This window comes from Chitinophaga sp. (assembly GCF_035761305.1).
Lineage (GTDB): Bacteria > Bacteroidota > Bacteroidia > Chitinophagales > Chitinophagaceae > Chitinophaga.
In genome coordinates, this window is sequence record NZ_DASTRI010000243.1 from 21997 (window position 1) to 39316 (window position 17320).

The 17320-nt window shown below is 49.4% G+C and carries 13 protein-coding genes and 1 tRNA gene; 4 read left to right on the top strand and 10 right to left on the bottom strand.

The window, feature by feature from the left end; genetic code table 11:
- Nucleotides 1–25: 25 nt before the first annotated feature.
- The 5 genes from VFS25_RS20635 to VFS25_RS20655 form a co-directional block, all read right to left on the bottom strand.
- Nucleotides 26–952 (bottom strand): acyl-CoA desaturase, encoded by a 927-nt coding sequence (locus VFS25_RS20635; RefSeq protein ID WP_326464072.1) that lies wholly within the window; start codon nt 950–952, stop codon nt 26–28.
- Between the two features lie 307 nt (nt 953–1259).
- A complete protein-coding gene (locus tag VFS25_RS20640) occupies nt 1260–2981 on the bottom strand; it encodes a hypothetical protein (protein WP_326464073.1) in 1722 nt (573 codons plus the stop codon).
- Between the two features lie 151 nt (nt 2982–3132).
- On the bottom strand, nt 3133–3930 hold the full coding sequence (locus tag VFS25_RS20645; protein ID WP_326464074.1) for a T9SS type A sorting domain-containing protein: 798 nt from the start codon (nt 3928–3930) through the stop codon (nt 3133–3135).
- A 9-nt stretch (nt 3931–3939) separates the two neighbouring features.
- Nucleotides 3940–6666, bottom strand: coding sequence for a hypothetical protein (locus VFS25_RS20650; RefSeq protein ID WP_326464075.1), 2727 nt, complete (start codon nt 6664–6666; stop codon nt 3940–3942).
- Nucleotides 6667–6933: 267 nt separating this feature from the next.
- Nucleotides 6934–7006 (bottom strand) — tRNA-Thr (locus VFS25_RS20655).
- 167 nt (nt 7007–7173) lie between these two features.
- Here VFS25_RS20655 and VFS25_RS20660 point away from each other — a divergent pair.
- Nucleotides 7174–7962 carry a DUF72 domain-containing protein gene (locus tag VFS25_RS20660; RefSeq protein ID WP_326464076.1) on the top strand — a complete coding sequence of 263 codons (789 nt, stop codon included), beginning with the start codon at nt 7174–7176 and terminating at the stop codon, nt 7960–7962.
- 358 nt (nt 7963–8320) lie between these two features.
- Here VFS25_RS20660 and VFS25_RS20665 read toward each other — a convergent pair whose 3' ends face one another.
- Complete coding sequence (locus VFS25_RS20665; protein ID WP_326464077.1) at nt 8321–8626, bottom strand: YbaB/EbfC family nucleoid-associated protein; 306 nt, start codon at nt 8624–8626, stop codon at nt 8321–8323.
- 94 nt (nt 8627–8720) lie between these two features.
- Between VFS25_RS20665 and VFS25_RS20670 the strand changes: the two genes are divergently transcribed.
- The 3 genes from VFS25_RS20670 to VFS25_RS20680 are packed head-to-tail and all read left to right on the top strand — an operon-like array spanning nt 8721 to nt 13656.
- Entirely contained in the window at nt 8721–9959 is a 1239-nt protein-coding gene (locus VFS25_RS20670) for a geranylgeranyl reductase family protein (RefSeq protein ID WP_326464078.1), read from the top strand.
- A gap of 6 nt (nt 9960–9965) precedes the next feature.
- Nucleotides 9966–11087 carry a DUF2891 domain-containing protein gene (locus VFS25_RS20675; protein ID WP_326464079.1) on the top strand — a complete coding sequence of 374 codons (1122 nt, stop codon included), beginning with the start codon at nt 9966–9968 and terminating at the stop codon, nt 11085–11087.
- Nucleotides 11071–13656 (top strand): DUF3857 domain-containing protein, encoded by a 2586-nt coding sequence (locus VFS25_RS20680; RefSeq protein ID WP_326464080.1) that lies wholly within the window; start codon nt 11071–11073, stop codon nt 13654–13656. Before VFS25_RS20675 ends, VFS25_RS20680 begins: the two co-directional genes overlap by 17 nt.
- Nucleotides 13657–13864: 208 nt before the next feature.
- Here VFS25_RS20680 and VFS25_RS20685 read toward each other — a convergent pair whose 3' ends face one another.
- From VFS25_RS20685 to VFS25_RS20700, 4 genes are all read right to left on the bottom strand, one after another.
- Nucleotides 13865–14188, bottom strand: a complete 324-nt coding sequence (locus tag VFS25_RS20685) for a Dabb family protein (RefSeq protein WP_326464081.1) — start codon at nt 14186–14188, stop codon at nt 13865–13867.
- Between the two features lie 212 nt (nt 14189–14400).
- Nucleotides 14401–15582, bottom strand: coding sequence for an FtsX-like permease family protein (locus VFS25_RS20690; protein ID WP_326464082.1), 1182 nt, complete (start codon nt 15580–15582; stop codon nt 14401–14403).
- 64 nt (nt 15583–15646) lie between these two features.
- Nucleotides 15647–16297 (bottom strand): ATP-binding cassette domain-containing protein, encoded by a 651-nt coding sequence (locus VFS25_RS20695; RefSeq protein ID WP_326464083.1) that lies wholly within the window; start codon nt 16295–16297, stop codon nt 15647–15649.
- Between the two features lie 223 nt (nt 16298–16520).
- The coding region (locus tag VFS25_RS20700) for a hypothetical protein (RefSeq protein ID WP_326464084.1) at nt 16521–17320 on the bottom strand (800 nt) is incomplete at its 5' end.

Genomic DNA, 17320 nt, shown 5'->3' on the forward strand with positions numbered 1-17320 from the left:
TTGTACTTATACCGGAATGGTTTCCCTAGTTTTCCTGCTGCTGGTATTCCGGTGCAGGAACAGGTATGGCTGTGGCCGACTGTTGTTTGAGCTTGTTACTTTCCTTTACTTTTTCCGGTACGCCGCGTATATCCCATACAATGCCCAGCGCGCCCAGGGTGCGGATAATATAGTAGGTAATATCTATTTCCCACCAGTAAAAGCCCTGGCGGGCAGCGCTTTGGTAATAGTGGTGGTTGTTATGCCAGCCTTCGCCCAGCGTTACCAGTGCCAGCACCAGGCTGTTACGCGACTGATCGCCGGTTTTGTAACGTTGGTTGCCTATTTTATGCATGAGGGAGTTAATGGTAAAGGTGCCGTGGAACAGCAGGATAGTGCTCAGGAAAAAACCGACCAGCAGGGTAGATGCCCCGGCGCCCCAGTCAAAGAACCCCGCGCCGTTCACTTTATTGCCAACCAGGTACACGGCTATTGCTACTATTACCGGCGGTACAAAGTGGTATTTGTTCAGCCAGAAGAGCTCTTTATGCTTCATGTCTTTGATCAGGTCAAAACGGGTGGGTTTATATTCAGGACCCATGATCCAGCCGATGTGCGCATACCAGAAACCGTACAGGTTTGCAGAGTGCGGATCTTCGGGGGTATCGCTGTGCTTGTGGTGAATGCGGTGGTTGGCTGCCCACCACAATACGCCTTTCTGAAAACTGCTTTGTGCGCCAAATGCCAGTATGAACTGGAAAAAGCGCGATGTTTTAAATGAGCGGTGTGAAAAATACCGGTGATAGCCGCCGGTTACAAAAAACATACGTGCCACGTACAATGCCGCACACACAATCCAGTCAAACGCCGTTACATGCGTGAAAAATGCCAGAAAAGGAATAAGGTGCATTCCCATAAAGTCCAGCTCATGTAGCCAGTTAGGCCGCTGCCGCTGTTGTTTTGTGATGTTCATTCGTCAAAAGTAGGATGATAGTTTATTATAGTCAATGATTTAAATCATATGGTAACGCATGGTTAAGATATGGTTTAGGCATAAAAATAGGATATATCCGTGTATAATGGCGCTGGTGATAAATAAATTACTATGGCATTACTTTATATGTAGAAATTTTTACCCTGTATCATTTTTTTGTGCTGCAGCAGCAATAACAAAGCTTATTCTGCTGCAGTTTAGTATATTCAATAACTTAAATATATTCAATAAACAGGCCCGTAAAGAGTAGCTCATTACGGGCCTATCCAGGCTTTTATTGGGATTTTCAAGGTATTTTACTTGCTATTTTCCAGGTGCCAACATTACCTGCTTGTATACAAATCCAACTTAGTGGATCCCCTGTGGCCGCGGCATTCACATTTACAATGGTATCTCCCTTAAACCAGTAAACACTTTTACTATTGACAACGGGCACCATATCTCCATAATAAGCATCCGGTACCTTTCTAGTCAGAATTTTATCATCATTGCCATATCCCAGCCATGCCTGGCATTCTTTAATATCAAGCGGATACTGGGATTGCGGATCAGTAAACCTTAAAATAAGATTATCGGTATCCAGGATCTGCACCGTTGATGGTATACGTACTGAAAAATAAATATCAGAATAGCTACCTGTGGTATTTGTTATATTGCGCTGGCCCAAAAGTACATTGGCCTTTACCACATTTGTATTATCCCGGATAATCAGCACGCAGTATACAAGCGCTGCCGCAACATTGGCTACTTCCATCCTGGCTTTAAAATGCACACTGAAATACTTATCATTTAAAGCCGATGGATTTATGGCAAGATGCCCATCCAGCCCACCTCCCGGTTGTCCGGGCTGTGAAAGAGTAAACCTTACGGACCCGTCGCTGTTACGCGTTAAACTACCCAGCGTAGCATTCCATCCAAATACCCCTGAAGCCGCAGTACCGGGTACAAGAAAGAGTGGATTTAAACAAATGTTTTCAGACAGCAATCGTTCTTCATCAATAGGTATCGCAAAAATCTTGCTAGTAACAGGGTGTACAATACTACTTTTGCCTGGTCGTAAGTACTTGGCTTCTCCAATTATGGCGTTATATATTCTTGCATCAATGTCCAGTGATGTTAATGATGCGCTGCCTGTGGAGCCGGATGCACAGTCTATAGTAAGCCCTTGAAGCTTTGTAAAGGTTGCCAGCGCATCCTGCTCAATAAACAGGCCTTTATCACAACCAAATATTCCACCATTCAATACATTACCTTCACACCAGCCCCTGTCTACAGGGTTAATCTCCTGTGTGCCTGTACCGGTTTTCCTGATCCGTATGCCATTTATACAACGTGATATGCTGGCAAATACATAGTTTTCTGCCGCCGAATTTCCGTCCTGTATAGTAGTGCCTGCGGGGTAAAAATCAACTCCGTTTTCAAAAAACTGGATAGTGCCACAGTAAATCCTCGACTGGATGGAATTTTTAACCAGTACACCAGAATTCACATATCTAGGGTTGCTGACAGCGGCGCCAAAGATACTGCCAAAGTTAAACACTGAACGACCTACCTTTTGTACACTGTCGCCCAACTGATATGCTGTACAGCCATCAGCAAAAACCGTTAGATTAACAAAATCAATACTGGAACTGGCAAATCTGAATACAATCGGTGCTGTAATTCTTGTATTTCCTTTACCAGAAACATTCGGCCATGCATCAACGGCTCGCTGTATGGCCAAGGTATCATCTGTCCCCGCACCTGTAACGGGGTTTGCATCACATACCGCACCAAACCATTTAATGCTCACATAATCACTGAAAATCCGTTTCCATCTTCCTGTGACGCTATTACTTTGCATAATAACGGTACCTGCATTATCTGCATCCGTAGCATTGCTATCCCAGTAAAAATCTCCACCACCGCCATCACCAGCTGTTGTATAACCTAATAAAGTTGCTGTTTCATTGGCCTGGGGAATAACTGTGTTGCCTTTTAGCGATGCGATGTTTTCAAAGATCACCATAATACTAGTGTTTAAGAGTTAACAAATAATTGCATTACAAAGGACGATATCAGGCACGCAAGGGAATTGCGCAATGGTAAGAAGTAATAAAAAAAGCGGATGCAAAAGCATCCGCCTTATGAGCGTTTTTTTTTTGAGTTAGACTTATCTCCTAATTTTTAACCAGTTTTACAGCCTGTACCTGGCCATGAAAGTGATCTGTAATCTTCAAGAAATACACGCCTGCTTCCAGCATATCCATATTGATCGTATAGTTATTATATCCTTTAGGAAAGCTGGTGTGCCGTTGCATCACTACCTGCCCCTGTAAGTTAAACACCTGGAAAGTACAGCTGGTATTGCTTTCAGAGAAGAATTTAATTTTAAGCATATTGTGCACCGGGTTGGGGAAAACCCGCACATTCCATTTTCCCTGTGTAAACAATACCTGTACAATACCGGAGTAGCTGATATTGCCGTTCAGATCCACCTGTCTTATACGGTAATAATTGTTACCATCTATGGGTTGCAGGTCGGCATACTGGTACTGCAGCGGTGCAGTGCTGTTGCCGCCCGGCGCCTGTGTATGCGCGCTGTCTATGGTTATAAAGGAAAAGCCATCTGTACTGCGCTCAATGTAAAACATATTATTCTCCACTTCTGCGCTGGTTGTCCAGTTTACCTGCACATAGGTGTCCCTGGCATAGGCAGTTAATACCAATGCCGCAGGCAAAAAATCATTCGCCAGGGGTGGCTGCAGAAAACCCTGGGTGTAGATGGGTTGATTGCCCGCTGTTTGTATAACGGCTTCGCCAACGGTGAAGTCAATAACATAGCCGCCCATGGCATTGCTTTGGCCGCCGCTGCCGGCAATCACCTGCTGTATATCCTGCGCAATTGTAAGCCGGCATATACCCATGGTAACCAACAGGCATAAAAGCCCTTTATATAGCTGTTGTGTAAGTATCATAGCCAAAGATCAATGGTGCCGGGTTGGTTGCGGTAAAGATGGTGCCGTTCTGATACTTGTTGCGCGCATCCTGCCGGAGGCGGGCTGTCCGTATGCATCCGGGCTTAGATAGGTGCCTCTTTCGCCTGCCGGCTTTTCTTCCTCTACCTTTACAGGATGTTTCTGCGCAGCGGGATCATGCCGGATGCCGGTTATCATCCATGATACTTTGCCGCCGGGCGTACCGCCGGCAATACTAAAGGAGTTACCGCTTACTTCTTTTGAAACATACAGGTTAGGAGAAGGTTTCCCGAGAGCAGTAAGCTGGTAGCGGAAATCTTTGTTGAGCGCCTCAAACCAGTCGGGCAGCTGTACCGTTGCCGCGCCGTTGGCATCCAGCACCACATTACCGTTATATACGTTCATCATATCCGGCGATTCTACAAAAGAATGGTACAGGTATTTGTTGGCAGGGTCCAGCGGGTGATCGATCTTAAACGTACCGAATGTTTTTGAAACACCGCCTACTACATTAAGATTGCCATATATGACCACAGTGCCGTTAAATTGTCCTGCCAGGGAATTTGTGCCAGTCGCACCGCCATAAACGCCAATGGTATTGGGGCCGAGGGCTTCGCCCCAAACACCTTTTGATGAGCCGTTGCCCCGTGTTTGCCCAAATACAGCGGCTGCCTGATCATCACCGGAATTTGTTTCCCCCCATATACCTACAGCGCTTCCTGAGGTGGGGGAAGCTTTGCCCAGTATACCATACCCGTTAACGTCAGTGGCGCTGGTTTCAACACGCAAGGTTTTGCCTGTTGCAGATGTGCTGTGCAGCTCTAGTACGGTTTCGGCACCAGTAGTCCAGTTAGCTCCGATATGGGTATGGTCTGAATGGGAAAGGCTGGTGGCGCTGCCATCTCCCCCATAGGATGCTGCAAGGGTTATATCGCCGGTAGAGCCGGAACTGACAAGACCTGAACCGGCCGTGATTTTAGAAACAGTTGTACCGGTAGTACCTATGGTAATAGTGCTGCCGGATGTATTGAGGGAGAGGTTTCCGGTAGTAGCAAGAGAAACATTGTCTTTGAGGCCATTGATGGATTTTACTACCTGACCTGTACCGATTTTGGCCGCGGTTATGGATGCATTGGGAATTTTATTGGTAGTAACGGCGTTATCTGCGAGCTTTGCGTCGGTTACTGCGTTATCAGCCAGCTTTGCGGTAACTACCGCGCCATCTGCTATCTTTACGTTTGTTACGGCATTATCTGCCAGCTTTACATCTGTTACTGCATTATCTGCTATTTGACTGGTATTAACCGCTCCTGTCGCGATCTTGGCCGTTGTTACTGCATTGTCTGATAACTTAACAGTAGTTACTACGCCGTCTGCAAGCTTTACATCTGTTACTGCGTTATCTGCTATCTGACTAGTATTAACTGCTCCCGCAGCAATCTTAGTTGTTGTTACGGAATTATCCGCCAGCTTTACATCTGTTACTGCACCATCTGCTATTTGATCTGTTGTAACCGCTCCTGCCGCAATTTTTGCCGTTGTTACTGCATTGTCTGATAACTTAGCTGTAGTTACTGCGCCATCTGCAAGCTTTACATCCGTTACTGCATTATCTGCTATCTGATTGGTATTAACTGCTCCCGCAGCAATCTTAGCTGTTGTTACAGAATTGTCGGCAAGCTTTACATCTGTTACTGCATTATCTGCTATTTGATTGGTATTGACTGCGCTTGCTGCAATCTTGGCCGTGGTTACCGCATTGTCGGATAATTTAACTGTTGTAACTGCGCCGTCGGCAAGCTTTACATCCGTTACTGCATTATCCGCTATCTGACCGGTATTAACTGCGCTTGCTGCAATCTTAGTTGTGGTTACCGCGTTGTCTGATAATTTAACTGTTGTAACCGCGCCATCCGCCAGCTTTACATCTGTTACCGCATTATCCGCTATCTGACCGGTATTAACCGCTCCTGCTGCAATCTTACCTGTAGTTACTGCATCATCTGCCAGCTTAGCCGTCGTCACCGCGCCATCCACTAGCTTCACATCTGTTACTGCATTATCCGCTATCTGACTGGTATTAACCGCCCCTGCCGCAATCTTACCTGTAGTTACTGCATCATCTGCAATCTTAGCCGTCGTTACTGCGCCATCCGCCAGCTTTACATCCGTTACCGCACCATTTCCCATCCGGTCAGTTGTAATGGCCGCTACACCAATTTTATCAGTAGTCACCGCGCCGGCCGCAATCTTGCCTGTAGTTACTGCCGCCGGCTGTATAACCGTTGCCTGCTGCTTTCCGGCTACCTCTCCTGCCAGCACTCCGGAAAAGCTCCTGGCGCTGTCGGCCACCAAAGCGTAAGGTACAGATACCAGCTCCACCGTGGCCAGTGTAGCATAGCTGCTGCCGCCACTTACATCTGCCTCTACCTGCAGAAATTTTTTGCCTGCGCCCCAGGAAACAGCGCTCATGCTTCCGCTGATCCGGGTGCCAGCCCCTATCTGGAGGTTAATAAGGCCAAAGGCATTGGTAGTCACCTGCTGACTTTCACTATATTGTACCGCGCCGTTTACAGCACCATCCCGTATGCTGAACCGCATACCTACCTGCTGATTCACCACTACGGTTCCGGTGTTGTTCCGCACAACAGCCTGGTAATTTATTTTCTGTGGAACCTGCGCCTGTACGGCAAGGGATGTTAATAGGCAAAGGGAAAAAAGTAAAATTCCTTTCATGAATAAAAGAAGAGGGTTTTAAATAGACGTGATGTAGTACCGGTAAAAATATAAATGTCGTTTCCCCTTTTGCAGAAAAATAGGTGAACGTCTTAAAATATCCTGTAAACGCTTACATAGCTGGCTTTTAGCGTATTAATCCACCCTGTAGTTTCATATGTTTTACCTATAACTGCTTTGCCTATATGGCATTTTCCAGGCAAATGGAGATTGCTTTCAGCAATAAAAAAAAGCACTCATCTGCCTGGGGCTTAAGTGCTTTTTGTGAGCCAACCATGGGATTCGAACCCACGACCTACAATTTACGAAACTGTTGCTCTACCGGCTGAGCTAGGTTGGCATGGAGGTACAAATTTAATGATCCGCCGTGGATTAAATGCAGCCGGGTGAAAATTTATCTCCGCCTGTATGAAAACATCGCTAACCCGGGCGCAGTTGCCCAAATGTACCATTACCGCCACGCTAAATCAGGTACCAATGTTGTAGGTACAACAGTAAACACCTGTTATGAAAAAGTCGCGTGCAGCAGCCTGGCATATAGGCACTTCCGGCTGGAGCTATAAGCACTGGAAGGGCGTATACTACCCCGAACAGCTAAAACCGGTAGAATACCTGCATTTTTACAGCCAGGAGTTTGACTGTACGGAAATCAACACCAGCTTTTATCATCTGCCCAAAGCGCAAACAGTGCAGAAATGGGTGGCCGAAGTGCCGCCCGGCTTCCTGTTCTGCCCCAAATTAAGCCGCTATGTTACCCATTTCAAAAAGCTGCACGACCCGGCAGAAGCCATGGAAGTATTTTTCAGCGTTTTTGATCCGGTGGCCGACCGGCTGGGGCCCATTCTTGTACAGCTGCCCGCCAATGTGCATTTCAATGCAGGGGTGGCGAAGGATTTTTACCAGTTGCTGTCTACCACTTATAAACAGTACGATTTTTCTATAGAAGTGCGGGATAAAACCTGGTTCACCCGGGAAAGCCTTGACCTGATGGAACAGTATGGGGTAGGATTGGTAATTGCAAGCTCCGGTAAGCACTTCCCCTATAAAGAAGCCGTAACAGCCCGGCATATTTACCTGCGCTTTCACGGCCCGGAAGGATTATACTCCTCCAGCTATGCGGCCCTTACCTTGCGGGCTTATGCCCGCAAATGTGCAAAATGGCTACATGACAAACACCAGGTATGGATCTTTTTCAACAATGATATACATATGCATGCCATAGAAAATGCACGCACACTTAAAACCATGCTGGCCGAAGAGCTGGAAAAATTATCGGGAGAAACGCTGGAGGCATAATAATCACAGCAACAATGCAAGGCAATAACATTGCATGGTCAACAACCGCCGGCGGAGGTGCAAACAGTGCAGGCTTCCCGGATAGGAACCGTAACATAAAACGTAACAATTATACCGCCGCGGCCTGTTTATAACACATTGTATAAGCCCTTCCTCAAATGCCTGCGCACCTGCTGCGCTACTGCGGTGCAACTGCGGAAAAACGGGGTTTTCCCTAGGGAGCTATTGCTGCGCCATTGCTGCGCAACTACTCCCCCCTGCATAAACCCCCACATCCTTTTCTTTCGATGTGCACTGCCTGCATTTTATTGCTTACTCCGGGCCGCAGCTGCCCTGTTTTCGGCGCCAGTCATCTGCCCTATAAGCCCAAACCACCCAGCATGCCTCCCGCCAGCCCCTTCATCTCACTTTCCCACACATTTTCCGCATTCTTCATAGCGCGGTTCAGGGCAGTGATCAGCAGGTCCTCCAGGTCTTCCTTATTTTCAGGAGCCAGTAAACGGTCGGCAATGGTAATATGCTTTATCTCGCGGTTGCCGGTTGCCACCACCTTTACAGCGCCGTCGCCTGCTTCCCCGTCTACGGTTACATGGGACAGCCTTTCCTTGCCTTCTTCCATTTTTTGCTGCGCTTCCTGCAGCTTGCCAAACAGATCTCCGAACATATGCTACATTTTATGCCTGCAAATATAGCGCAAGCCATGTTATATGCTTATCTGCCTCAATTCCTTATCTTTCCGGCCTAATTTGCGACTGTAAATGATCGAAACCAAGGTCTGTATTATTGGCGCCGGCCCGGGCGGCGCTACGGCTGCCCTGCAGCTGGCACAACTGGGTGTAGCGTGCGTAGTGATAGATAAGGCGGTATTTCCCCGCGACAAAGTTTGCGGCGACGGCTTAAGCGGCAAGGTAATTACTGCGCTGGAGCAGATAGACCCCGCTGTTGCCCGGCGGCTGCGTGCTTTTATGCCCAAACAGGACAGCTGGGGCGTTACCTTTGTATCTCCCGGCCGCACTAAAATGGAAGTAGCCTATAAGCCCCATTACAACCTGCAAACAGATGAACCGGCGGGCTTTGTATGCAAACGCCTGCACTTCGACAATTTCCTGGTAGAGGAGGTGAAACGCCGGCCCGAAATACAGCTGTTTGAAGGCATTACCATTGAAAAATACGAGCTGCAGGATGATGGTTACCTGGTAACCGATACCACCGGCAGCTTTTCCGTAAAAGCGCCCCTGCTCATTATTGCCAACGGCGCTCACTCTTCCTTTACAAAAGAGGTGGCCAACATTCGTATGGAGCCGGCCCATTATGCGGCCGGCGTACGCGCCTATTACAAAAATGTGAAAGGCACGCATGCCGATAGCTTTATTGAGCTGCACTTCCTGAAACCCCTGCTGCCCGGCTACCTGTGGATATTTCCCCTGCCCAACGGAGAGGCCAATGTAGGCATGGATATGATCAGTGAGGCGGTGCGCGGCAAAAAGATCAACCTGAAAAAACTGCTGACCGATACGCTGGCCCAGGACCCAGTGTTTAAAGAGCGCTTCAGCGATGCCGAAATAGTAAGCCCCATAGAAGGCTACGGCCTGCCTTTGGGCAGTAAGAAAAGAAAATTGTCCGGCAACCGTTATATGTTAGTGGGAGATGCCGCCTACCTGGTAGACCCGTTTACCGGCGAAGGCATCGGCAATGCGCTGTACGCCGGCCGCATAGCAGCGCAGGAAGCCGCCGCCGCCCTGGCTGCCAACGACTTTTCAGCCAGCCGCCTGGCCGCCTATGACGAACGGGTGTACAAAGTACTGGGGCCTGAGCTGCAGCTCAGCCATCGCCTGCAAAAGCTGGTAAAATACCCGCGCTTATTTAACTTACTGATGAAAGCAGGTACGCGTAACAAGCAGCTGAAAGAGCTTATATCCTGCATGTTTTATGAAGTAGACCTGCGTAAGAAGCTGGCTAAACCCTCTTTTTACATCCGGTTGTTGTTTAATAAATAGTTACCTGTGAAAAAAATCCTATTGCTGGCGCTATGCAATATTACCTGCATAGCCATCACACGCAGCTACGCGCAAACCTCCCTGTACCGGCAAAATGCCGGTGGCAACCTGCAGCTTACTACCACCGGCGCATCGCACCTGGCAGGGCTGCCCCTGCGCTGCATGCAAAAACCGTTTCCCTATAAAACAGGCGTTACCTTTACCGACAGCTCGCTGGTAACCAATCCCCAAAACTATCATCCTGCCTTTTACGGCTGTTACGACTGGCATAGCAGCGTACATGGTCACTGGATGCTGGTGCGGCTGCTGAAATCATTTCCCGGTATGCCCGAAGCGGCTACCATCCGCGCCAAGCTGGCCGAAAACCTTGCAGCAGATAATATACGCGTGGAACAGCGTATTTTTTTTAACAAGGAAAATAAGGGCTTTGAACGCATTTACGGGTGGAGCTGGCTGCTGCAGCTGCAGCGTGAGCTGCTTACCTGGTCCGATCCGCTGGGGAAAACCCTTGCGCGTAACGTACAACCGCTGGCGCACCAGTTCTCCAACGCCTACATTGCATTTTTAGACAAGCTCGTATACCCGATACGGGTAGGCGAGCATACCAACCTGGCCTTTGGCCTGCGCCTGGCATGGGACTATGCCGCAACTGCAAAAGACACGGCCCTGCAATCTGCCATACGCAAGGCGGCCATGCGGTTTTATGCGCAGGACAGGGATTGCCCTGTTAGCTGGGAGCCGGGCGGCTACGATTTCCTGTCGCCCTGCCTCGAAGAGGCCGACCTTATGTGGCGCATTATGCCCGCAAACCAGTACCAGCAATGGGTACAGGCATTTTTGCCCGGCCTGTTCACCAACCCTATTACTATACTGCATATTGCACAGGTAAAAGACCGCACCGATGGTAAGCTGGTGCACCTGGATGGCCTGAACCTGAGCCGCGCCTGGTGCCTGTATGGCATTGCCCGCCATGTTAACCGCAACCAGGCCGCTATTACACAGCTGGCCCGCCGGCACCTGGAAGCCGCCCTGCCGCATGTGGCCAGCGGCGACTATGCCGGAGAACACTGGCTGGGCTCTTTTGCCGTTTATAGTTTAACGATAGAGAATAATGATAATGACCGTTGACTACCGCATTCCCTATGCCCGCATCTGCACCTGGCTGCTGTTAATGTGCCTGCCCTTGCTGCTGCATGCGCAGCGCAATAATTTCACTACTACACCGGCGCCCTCATGGCTGGCTCCCTATACCCCGGACCTCCATAAAAAACCCAACCTGCACGATATCAGCAGCGGCTATTACCTGCTGCTGCTGGAAGAGCAGCACCATGCAGAACAAAAAAGCGTTTACCGCCACATCATCCGCCAGATAGTGTCTGAAGCCGGGGTGCAGCATGGCGCGGAAATATCTGTAGATTATGATCCTGCTTATGAGCAGCTGCGGTTTCACCAGCTTGTCATCCGCCGCAACGGGAAGGTTATTAACCGCCTGAGCGCCGGCCGGTTCCGCATACTGCAGCAGGAAAAAGAGCTGTCGCGCTTTATTTACAGCGGCATGTACACGGCCTATTGCATTATTGACGATGTACGTAAAGGCGACCAGATCGAGTATGCCTACACCATCACCGGGCGCAATCCCATTTTTGAGGATAAGTACTTCCGTACCTTTTACTTTGTAGCCTCCGAGCCGATTGTTAACTACTATAAATGCCTTATTACCGCCCCGGCGCGCAATATACAGTTCCGGTCATTTAACAATGCGCCGCTGCCCGATAAGCGCAGCTGGCAGGGCATGACGTTGTATGAATGGCAGCCCAAACACATTGCCGAACCGGAAACGGTTCCCTACAATACTCCCTCCTGGTACGATAACTATGCCCGGGTGCAGGCCAGCGAATATACCAGCTGGGCCGAAGTGGTGAACTGGGCCCTGCAGGTAAATGCTACACATAACCTTAGCCCTGCGCTGCAGCAAAAGGTGGCCGCCTGGCAAAAAGAAACCGGCGATAATAAAGCCCTGTACATGCAAAAGGCCATCCGCTTTGTACAGGACGACATCCGTTACATGGGCATAGAAATGGGCGAATACTCGCACCGCCCCAGCCCCCCTGAAAAAATACTGAGCCGGCGCTTTGGCGACTGCAAGGATAAATCACTGCTGCTATGCACCCTGCTGCAGGCCAATGCCATTGATGCCTGCATGGCTTACGTTGACACCTATACGAGAGGTAAGCTGGCCGATTACCTGCCCTCTCCCGTATTGTTCAATCATGTAATTGTAAACGCCAGCCTTAGCGGCAATAATTACTGGATAGATCCTACCATCAACTACCAGCGCGGTACTATCGATAACCTTACGGTACCCGACTACCAGCTGGCCCTGCTGGTAAAAAAGGGCGCCCGGGCCCTTAGCCCCATTCCGCAGTCTTACCACGGCACGGTGCGCATTTCAGAAAGCTTTGTGCTGCCGGAGAATAATGAAAAGCCGGCAAAGCTGCAGGTGCTTTCAAACTACAGCCTGCAGTTTGCAGACGGGCAGCGGGAAGATTTTGCAGAAAACAGCATGAAGGACCAGGAAGAGGCCTTCCTCAAATACTACAAGGGACTTTATGGCGATGTACGTTCCGATACCGGCGTGCAAATCGACGACCAGGAAGCGGAAGACCGGTTTGAAACGGCAGAATATTACACCATCCACCATCCCTGGGCAACCGATACCACCACTCCCAGCCGCAGGCATTTTCACGTGCAGGCGCGCATATTAACAGATATGCTGCCCCGCGTGCCAAAAGACAATCATACCCAACCCCTGGCGCTGAAGTACCCTTACTCGCTGGATTATACCATTACCCTGCAAGTGCCTTCCGACTGGTCCATTGAAAACAGCAGCATGCACGTAAAGAATAAATACTATCGTATTGACTTTACCTCCGGTATCACCGGTCGCATGGTTACCTTGCACTACCAGTACACCGCCTACCAGGATCACGTACCGGTAAACTACCTTACCAGTTATGTAGACGACCGTAACCAGCTGGCCGATATTGGCGGCTTTGACCTGTATTGGGACCCATCGGCAACCGGTACCAGCGCTGCGCCAGCCGGACATAAAGGTGTAAGCTGGGTAATGGTGGCCTTATGCCTGATGTTCACGGGCGTATTCAGCTACGCAGCCATGCGCTTTTACCAGCGCTCCGTACTGCCGGTGCAGTACAATCCCGAAGCATGGGCTATTGGCGGCTGGCTGTTCCTGCTGGGGTTTGGCATTGTGTTTTCACCGGTAAGCATATTGATAAACATACTGGGCAGCGGCTTTTTTAACAATGCCAACTGGGAAAACATTAATCATGCGCAGGATGGGCAGGTACGGTTGCTGGTGTTTATAGGAGAGCTGGCAGGCAATGTATTCCTGTGCGTATATGCCACCCTGTTAGTGCTGCTGTTTGTAAAAAAACGGGACACTTTTCCCGCGGCCTGCATTGTTTTTTACGCAGCCACATTAACGGTGCAGCTGCTGGATTATATAGTTGTGGGCGCACTGAATAAGAATTACGCCTGGAGCCATGATCAGGCATCGGGCATATTCCGCTCCATTATTGCAGCCGCCATCTGGATCCCTTACCTGCTGAAGTCGGAGCGGGTACGCAAAACCTTTATAATACCGCATTCCTCAAAGCATGAGGAATATGAAATGTAAAATTTCAAATGTAAAAGTCAGGGGCGGCCGGTACCCGGTACGGCAAGTGACTTTAATATACCCTGTGTATGACTTTAATATGCCCTGCGTACGCCTTTATGTAGTATAAAATCATGCGCTTCAAATGTAAAAGTCGCGCACAGACCTGTCAATTACAAGCTATGCGCGACTTTTACATTTTACATTTAAAATTTTACATTTTACATTCCTATACCGTTTCAGAGTCAAATATCACCACCTTCTCCCACAGGTGCTTGCATTCCTCTACAAACTTCAGGTGAATGGGATGCTCCTGGTAAATGTCGTGATCTTCTTTGCTGTTAAATACAGTAAGCTCGCAGTAGCTGTAGCTGCGGTCAATTACCGGGCGGTCAGTGCTGGCCGGCTTGCCCAGGTTAAATACCTGTATAGCTTCTATTTTTCCCAGCTCGCTTACGCCATCTTCAAACTTTTTAATGTCTGCAGCTGAAAGGCCGGGTTTCAGGTAAAAGTTTACCACATGTACAAACTTTTTATCCGTTGGTTTTAACATATCAGTTGTTTTTTTACGCACGCCAAGTTAGCCGTTGTGTGCTTAAAAATCAACCCCGTTTTATTACAAAGCTGCATTGCTGTTACCGGTGCAGCTGCAGGAGCCGGTGTTACAATATCCGGCAGCGGCCAGGGAATTATACTGCCCTGCGTGCCGTTCGTTCCTGTAGTGTTTACGCATTGTATGGAGCGGCTTTAACGGCTTACAGCTTTTTACCGCAGGTATTTGCGGATGGTGCGGTTGTTTACGATATATACCAGCAGCAGCACCAGGGCGGCAGCCACCCACATACCAATGCCTGGCCAGGGGCTTACTATCATTTCATGCGCGGCCAGCGCCCGCGCAGCCATCCATTGCAGCGCAGCCACCAGCAGTATGGCCACTACGCCGGTTATAATGTATAAGGGTACAAACTGCCGCAACAGGTAACGCCGCAGCTGCGCAGGGGCAGTGCCCAGTATTACCAGCAGCTGTATTTCCTTTTTACAGGAGGCAATAATCAGCTGTATGAACATGCTGAACACCAGCAACGCAAACAATAGCAGCACCATGCCAAAGAAACCTATTACAGACACAATGGTTTGCACTATCAGCTTTGTTTTGCTGTATTTGATCTTATCCTGGTTAGTGGTATAGCCGTTATCATCCAGGAACTTTGCCAGCGCCGGGTTGGCGGGGTCGCTGGTTTTAATTACCACGCGGGACGGCGCCGGCGCCTTGCCGTTGCCATAGCGGTTGTTGGCCCATTCCATAAACGCCGCCGGCACTAAAAAAGAGGAGATACGGTCGGAAAAGCCTACGATATGCCCCGTGAACTGTGATGATAACAGCCCCCTTGACACCGTGATCTTTACCGGCAGGTTCTTTACTGTTTCCTGCGATACCTGCGGCAGGTCCTGGCTAAGGGCAAAACCGAAGTTATAAAGGTTTAAAAAGTCGTTGGGCAGTATAATCGGGATGGTAGCATCGCCTTCATGCCACTGCCACTCCTGGTTCTTTACATCAATAAAAGAGTCGGGCACCGACTCAAAGAACATATCCGTATAAAACTGCAGGTCGCCTGGGGCGGCCGCCGTTACCTTAAACTGGCTGGAGGTAATGTAGCCGGCCGCTTCCACAAAGGGCTGCTGCTTTATTTGCTGCAGCTCTGCAGGGGTGAACATGCTTTTATCCGGGTTGCCCATCATGGCATTGGTGATCTTCTTATTCACCACCAAAAAATCTGCGCTCTCATTCTGGTTTTGCCTGCTGTACAGCAGCTGGTTAAAATCAGTATGCGCCTGTATGGCAATGAGCAGCAGCACCATGGCTATACCCAGGCCAATAGTGGCCATTAGCAGGCGGCTTTTGCCAATGCCGGTTTTGATGATCTTTTTAAGAAGCTGGAAGAACATTTGTATAATAGCTTTTTAGCTGCCGGCGGTTAAGGATTGGCGAAAGGTTAACCGCGAACCGCTTTTATAAATTGTAGCATACATCGTAATTAAAATGCGCATCATCATCCAGGTCCGTAAGCACAAACCCCGCCTGCTGCGCTTTGCAGGTAGCGGCAATGAGGGCAGCGGCGCGGCGGGTGTTCTCTTCATCCAAATGACTGAAAGGCTCATCCATCAGCAGCCATTGGAAGGGCTGCACCAGCGCCCGGATAATGGCAATACGCTGCCGCTCCCCGTAAGAGAGCGTGCGCGCGCTTTGCTGCAGTATATGCGTTACCTGCAGGTGCGCTGCCATTTCCCGCACCTTTTCCGGGGTGCATACCGGGGTAGGCAGCATTACTCTTTTCAGCTCTATGTTTTCCCATGCGGTCAACTGCTCAAACAGGCGCAGGTCCTGGAAAATAATGCTCACCTGCTGCTGGCGCATTTGCGCCAGGGCTGCGGCATCATATGCCTGCCAGGGCTGGCCGTTCACTATTACCCTGCCTGCATAATCTTCCCTTATGTGGTACAGGTAATGCACCAGGGTGGTTTTTCCCGTACCGGAGGGCGCCTTTATTTTTACAAAGCTGCCGGGCGTGAAGGTTACCTCCCTGTTCCAGATGTCCGAAGGCCGCTGCAGCAGCTTATCGCGCAGGGGCAGTGGTACCAGTTGGCTCAGTTGGATTTGCATACAATTTCATGAAATGCAAAATGTACAAACTATTTTCATAGCGGCAAACTTAATTTAACCGCAGCTGCTGTTAAACGCGCGTAGCGGCCGCGTAAGTGCACCCATCCTGCGGACCGGATAATTATATTTTAGCAGCTATTTGAACCCGGCGCTTTTATCCAAAAAAACAGGGTGCATCAAAAGTATGATACACCCTGTTTCGTTTATAGTAAACCGTTAATTATCAGTTAGCAGTACCGGAGCTGTCGGCATCCGGGCCGGCTGCGCTGTCCTCTTTGGCTTCCTGCTCCTTATAATATTTGGCGGCAGCCGTACCCAGGTTCACCAGCTGTACCAGGCTGTTTTCTTTTTCATTCTTAAATGTAAGCACTACCTGCGACTCCTGCACCTTGCCGTTAAACGGCTGGCTTACAGCACGCAGGTCCTTCAGCAGGTCTTTGGCTTGCCGCGCCAGCGGGCGGCCCTCTTCCGGTATTTCACTTTCCGGCACTTCACGGGCCAGCTTTTCAAAATTCACATATACCCCCAGCGGGTTCCCTTTTATTTTGCTTACAATTTCATCATCCAGCTTAGCCTTTCCGTTGCCGGCCAGGTAAGCCTGTAGCAGCGCGCTGTCAGAGGCGGCCACTACCAGCTTTTCTGTAACGGATATAGCCGGCATGTTAGGCAGCTGCTGTTCCATTACATAATGATCACCCTCTTTATGGAAAAAGTTTTTGATCATGGGAGCGTTCATCAGCTTTTCAAAAGCAGCCTTATCTCCAACTTTCATGGCAAACACCCATTTGCTGCTGGCTTTCACAGTGCTGTCTTCCGGGAAGTAGGCCAATGGTTTTTTCTGTACTGAAAAGTCAGAGCTTACAAACACCATCTGTCCTTTAAAGGCGTTCAGCACATCGTCCATTGTAAGTCCGCTGCGGCCCATCATCATATTCACAATACCATCCGTGCCGGTGCTTTTAACAATGTCGCCGATAATGCGCGTATCAAAGCCATAGGCCACAAAGCCGGTAATGTTGTCGG

Bases quoted from the DNA above. Each gene is read 5' to 3' on its own strand.
- VFS25_RS20635 (WP_326464072.1), bottom strand. From the start codon at position 952: ATGAACATCACAAAACAACAGCGGCAGCGGCCTAACTGGCTACATGAG.
- VFS25_RS20640 (WP_326464073.1), bottom strand. From the start codon at position 2,981: ATGGTGATCTTTGAAAACATCGCATCGCTAAAAGGCAACACAGTTATT.
- VFS25_RS20645 (WP_326464074.1), bottom strand. From the start codon at position 3,930: ATGATACTTACACAACAGCTATATAAAGGGCTTTTATGCCTGTTGGTT.
- VFS25_RS20650 (WP_326464075.1), bottom strand. From the start codon at position 6,666: ATGAAAGGAATTTTACTTTTTTCCCTTTGCCTATTAACATCCCTTGCC.
- VFS25_RS20660 (WP_326464076.1), top strand. From the start codon at position 7,174: ATGAAAAAGTCGCGTGCAGCAGCCTGGCATATAGGCACTTCCGGCTGG.
- VFS25_RS20665 (WP_326464077.1), bottom strand. From the start codon at position 8,626: ATGTTCGGAGATCTGTTTGGCAAGCTGCAGGAAGCGCAGCAAAAAATG.
- VFS25_RS20670 (WP_326464078.1), top strand. From the start codon at position 8,721: ATGATCGAAACCAAGGTCTGTATTATTGGCGCCGGCCCGGGCGGCGCT.
- VFS25_RS20680 (WP_326464080.1), top strand. From the start codon at position 11,071: ATGATAATGACCGTTGACTACCGCATTCCCTATGCCCGCATCTGCACC.
- VFS25_RS20685 (WP_326464081.1), bottom strand. From the start codon at position 14,188: ATGTTAAAACCAACGGATAAAAAGTTTGTACATGTGGTAAACTTTTAC.
- VFS25_RS20690 (WP_326464082.1), bottom strand. From the start codon at position 15,582: ATGTTCTTCCAGCTTCTTAAAAAGATCATCAAAACCGGCATTGGCAAA.
- VFS25_RS20695 (WP_326464083.1), bottom strand. From the start codon at position 16,297: ATGCAAATCCAACTGAGCCAACTGGTACCACTGCCCCTGCGCGATAAG.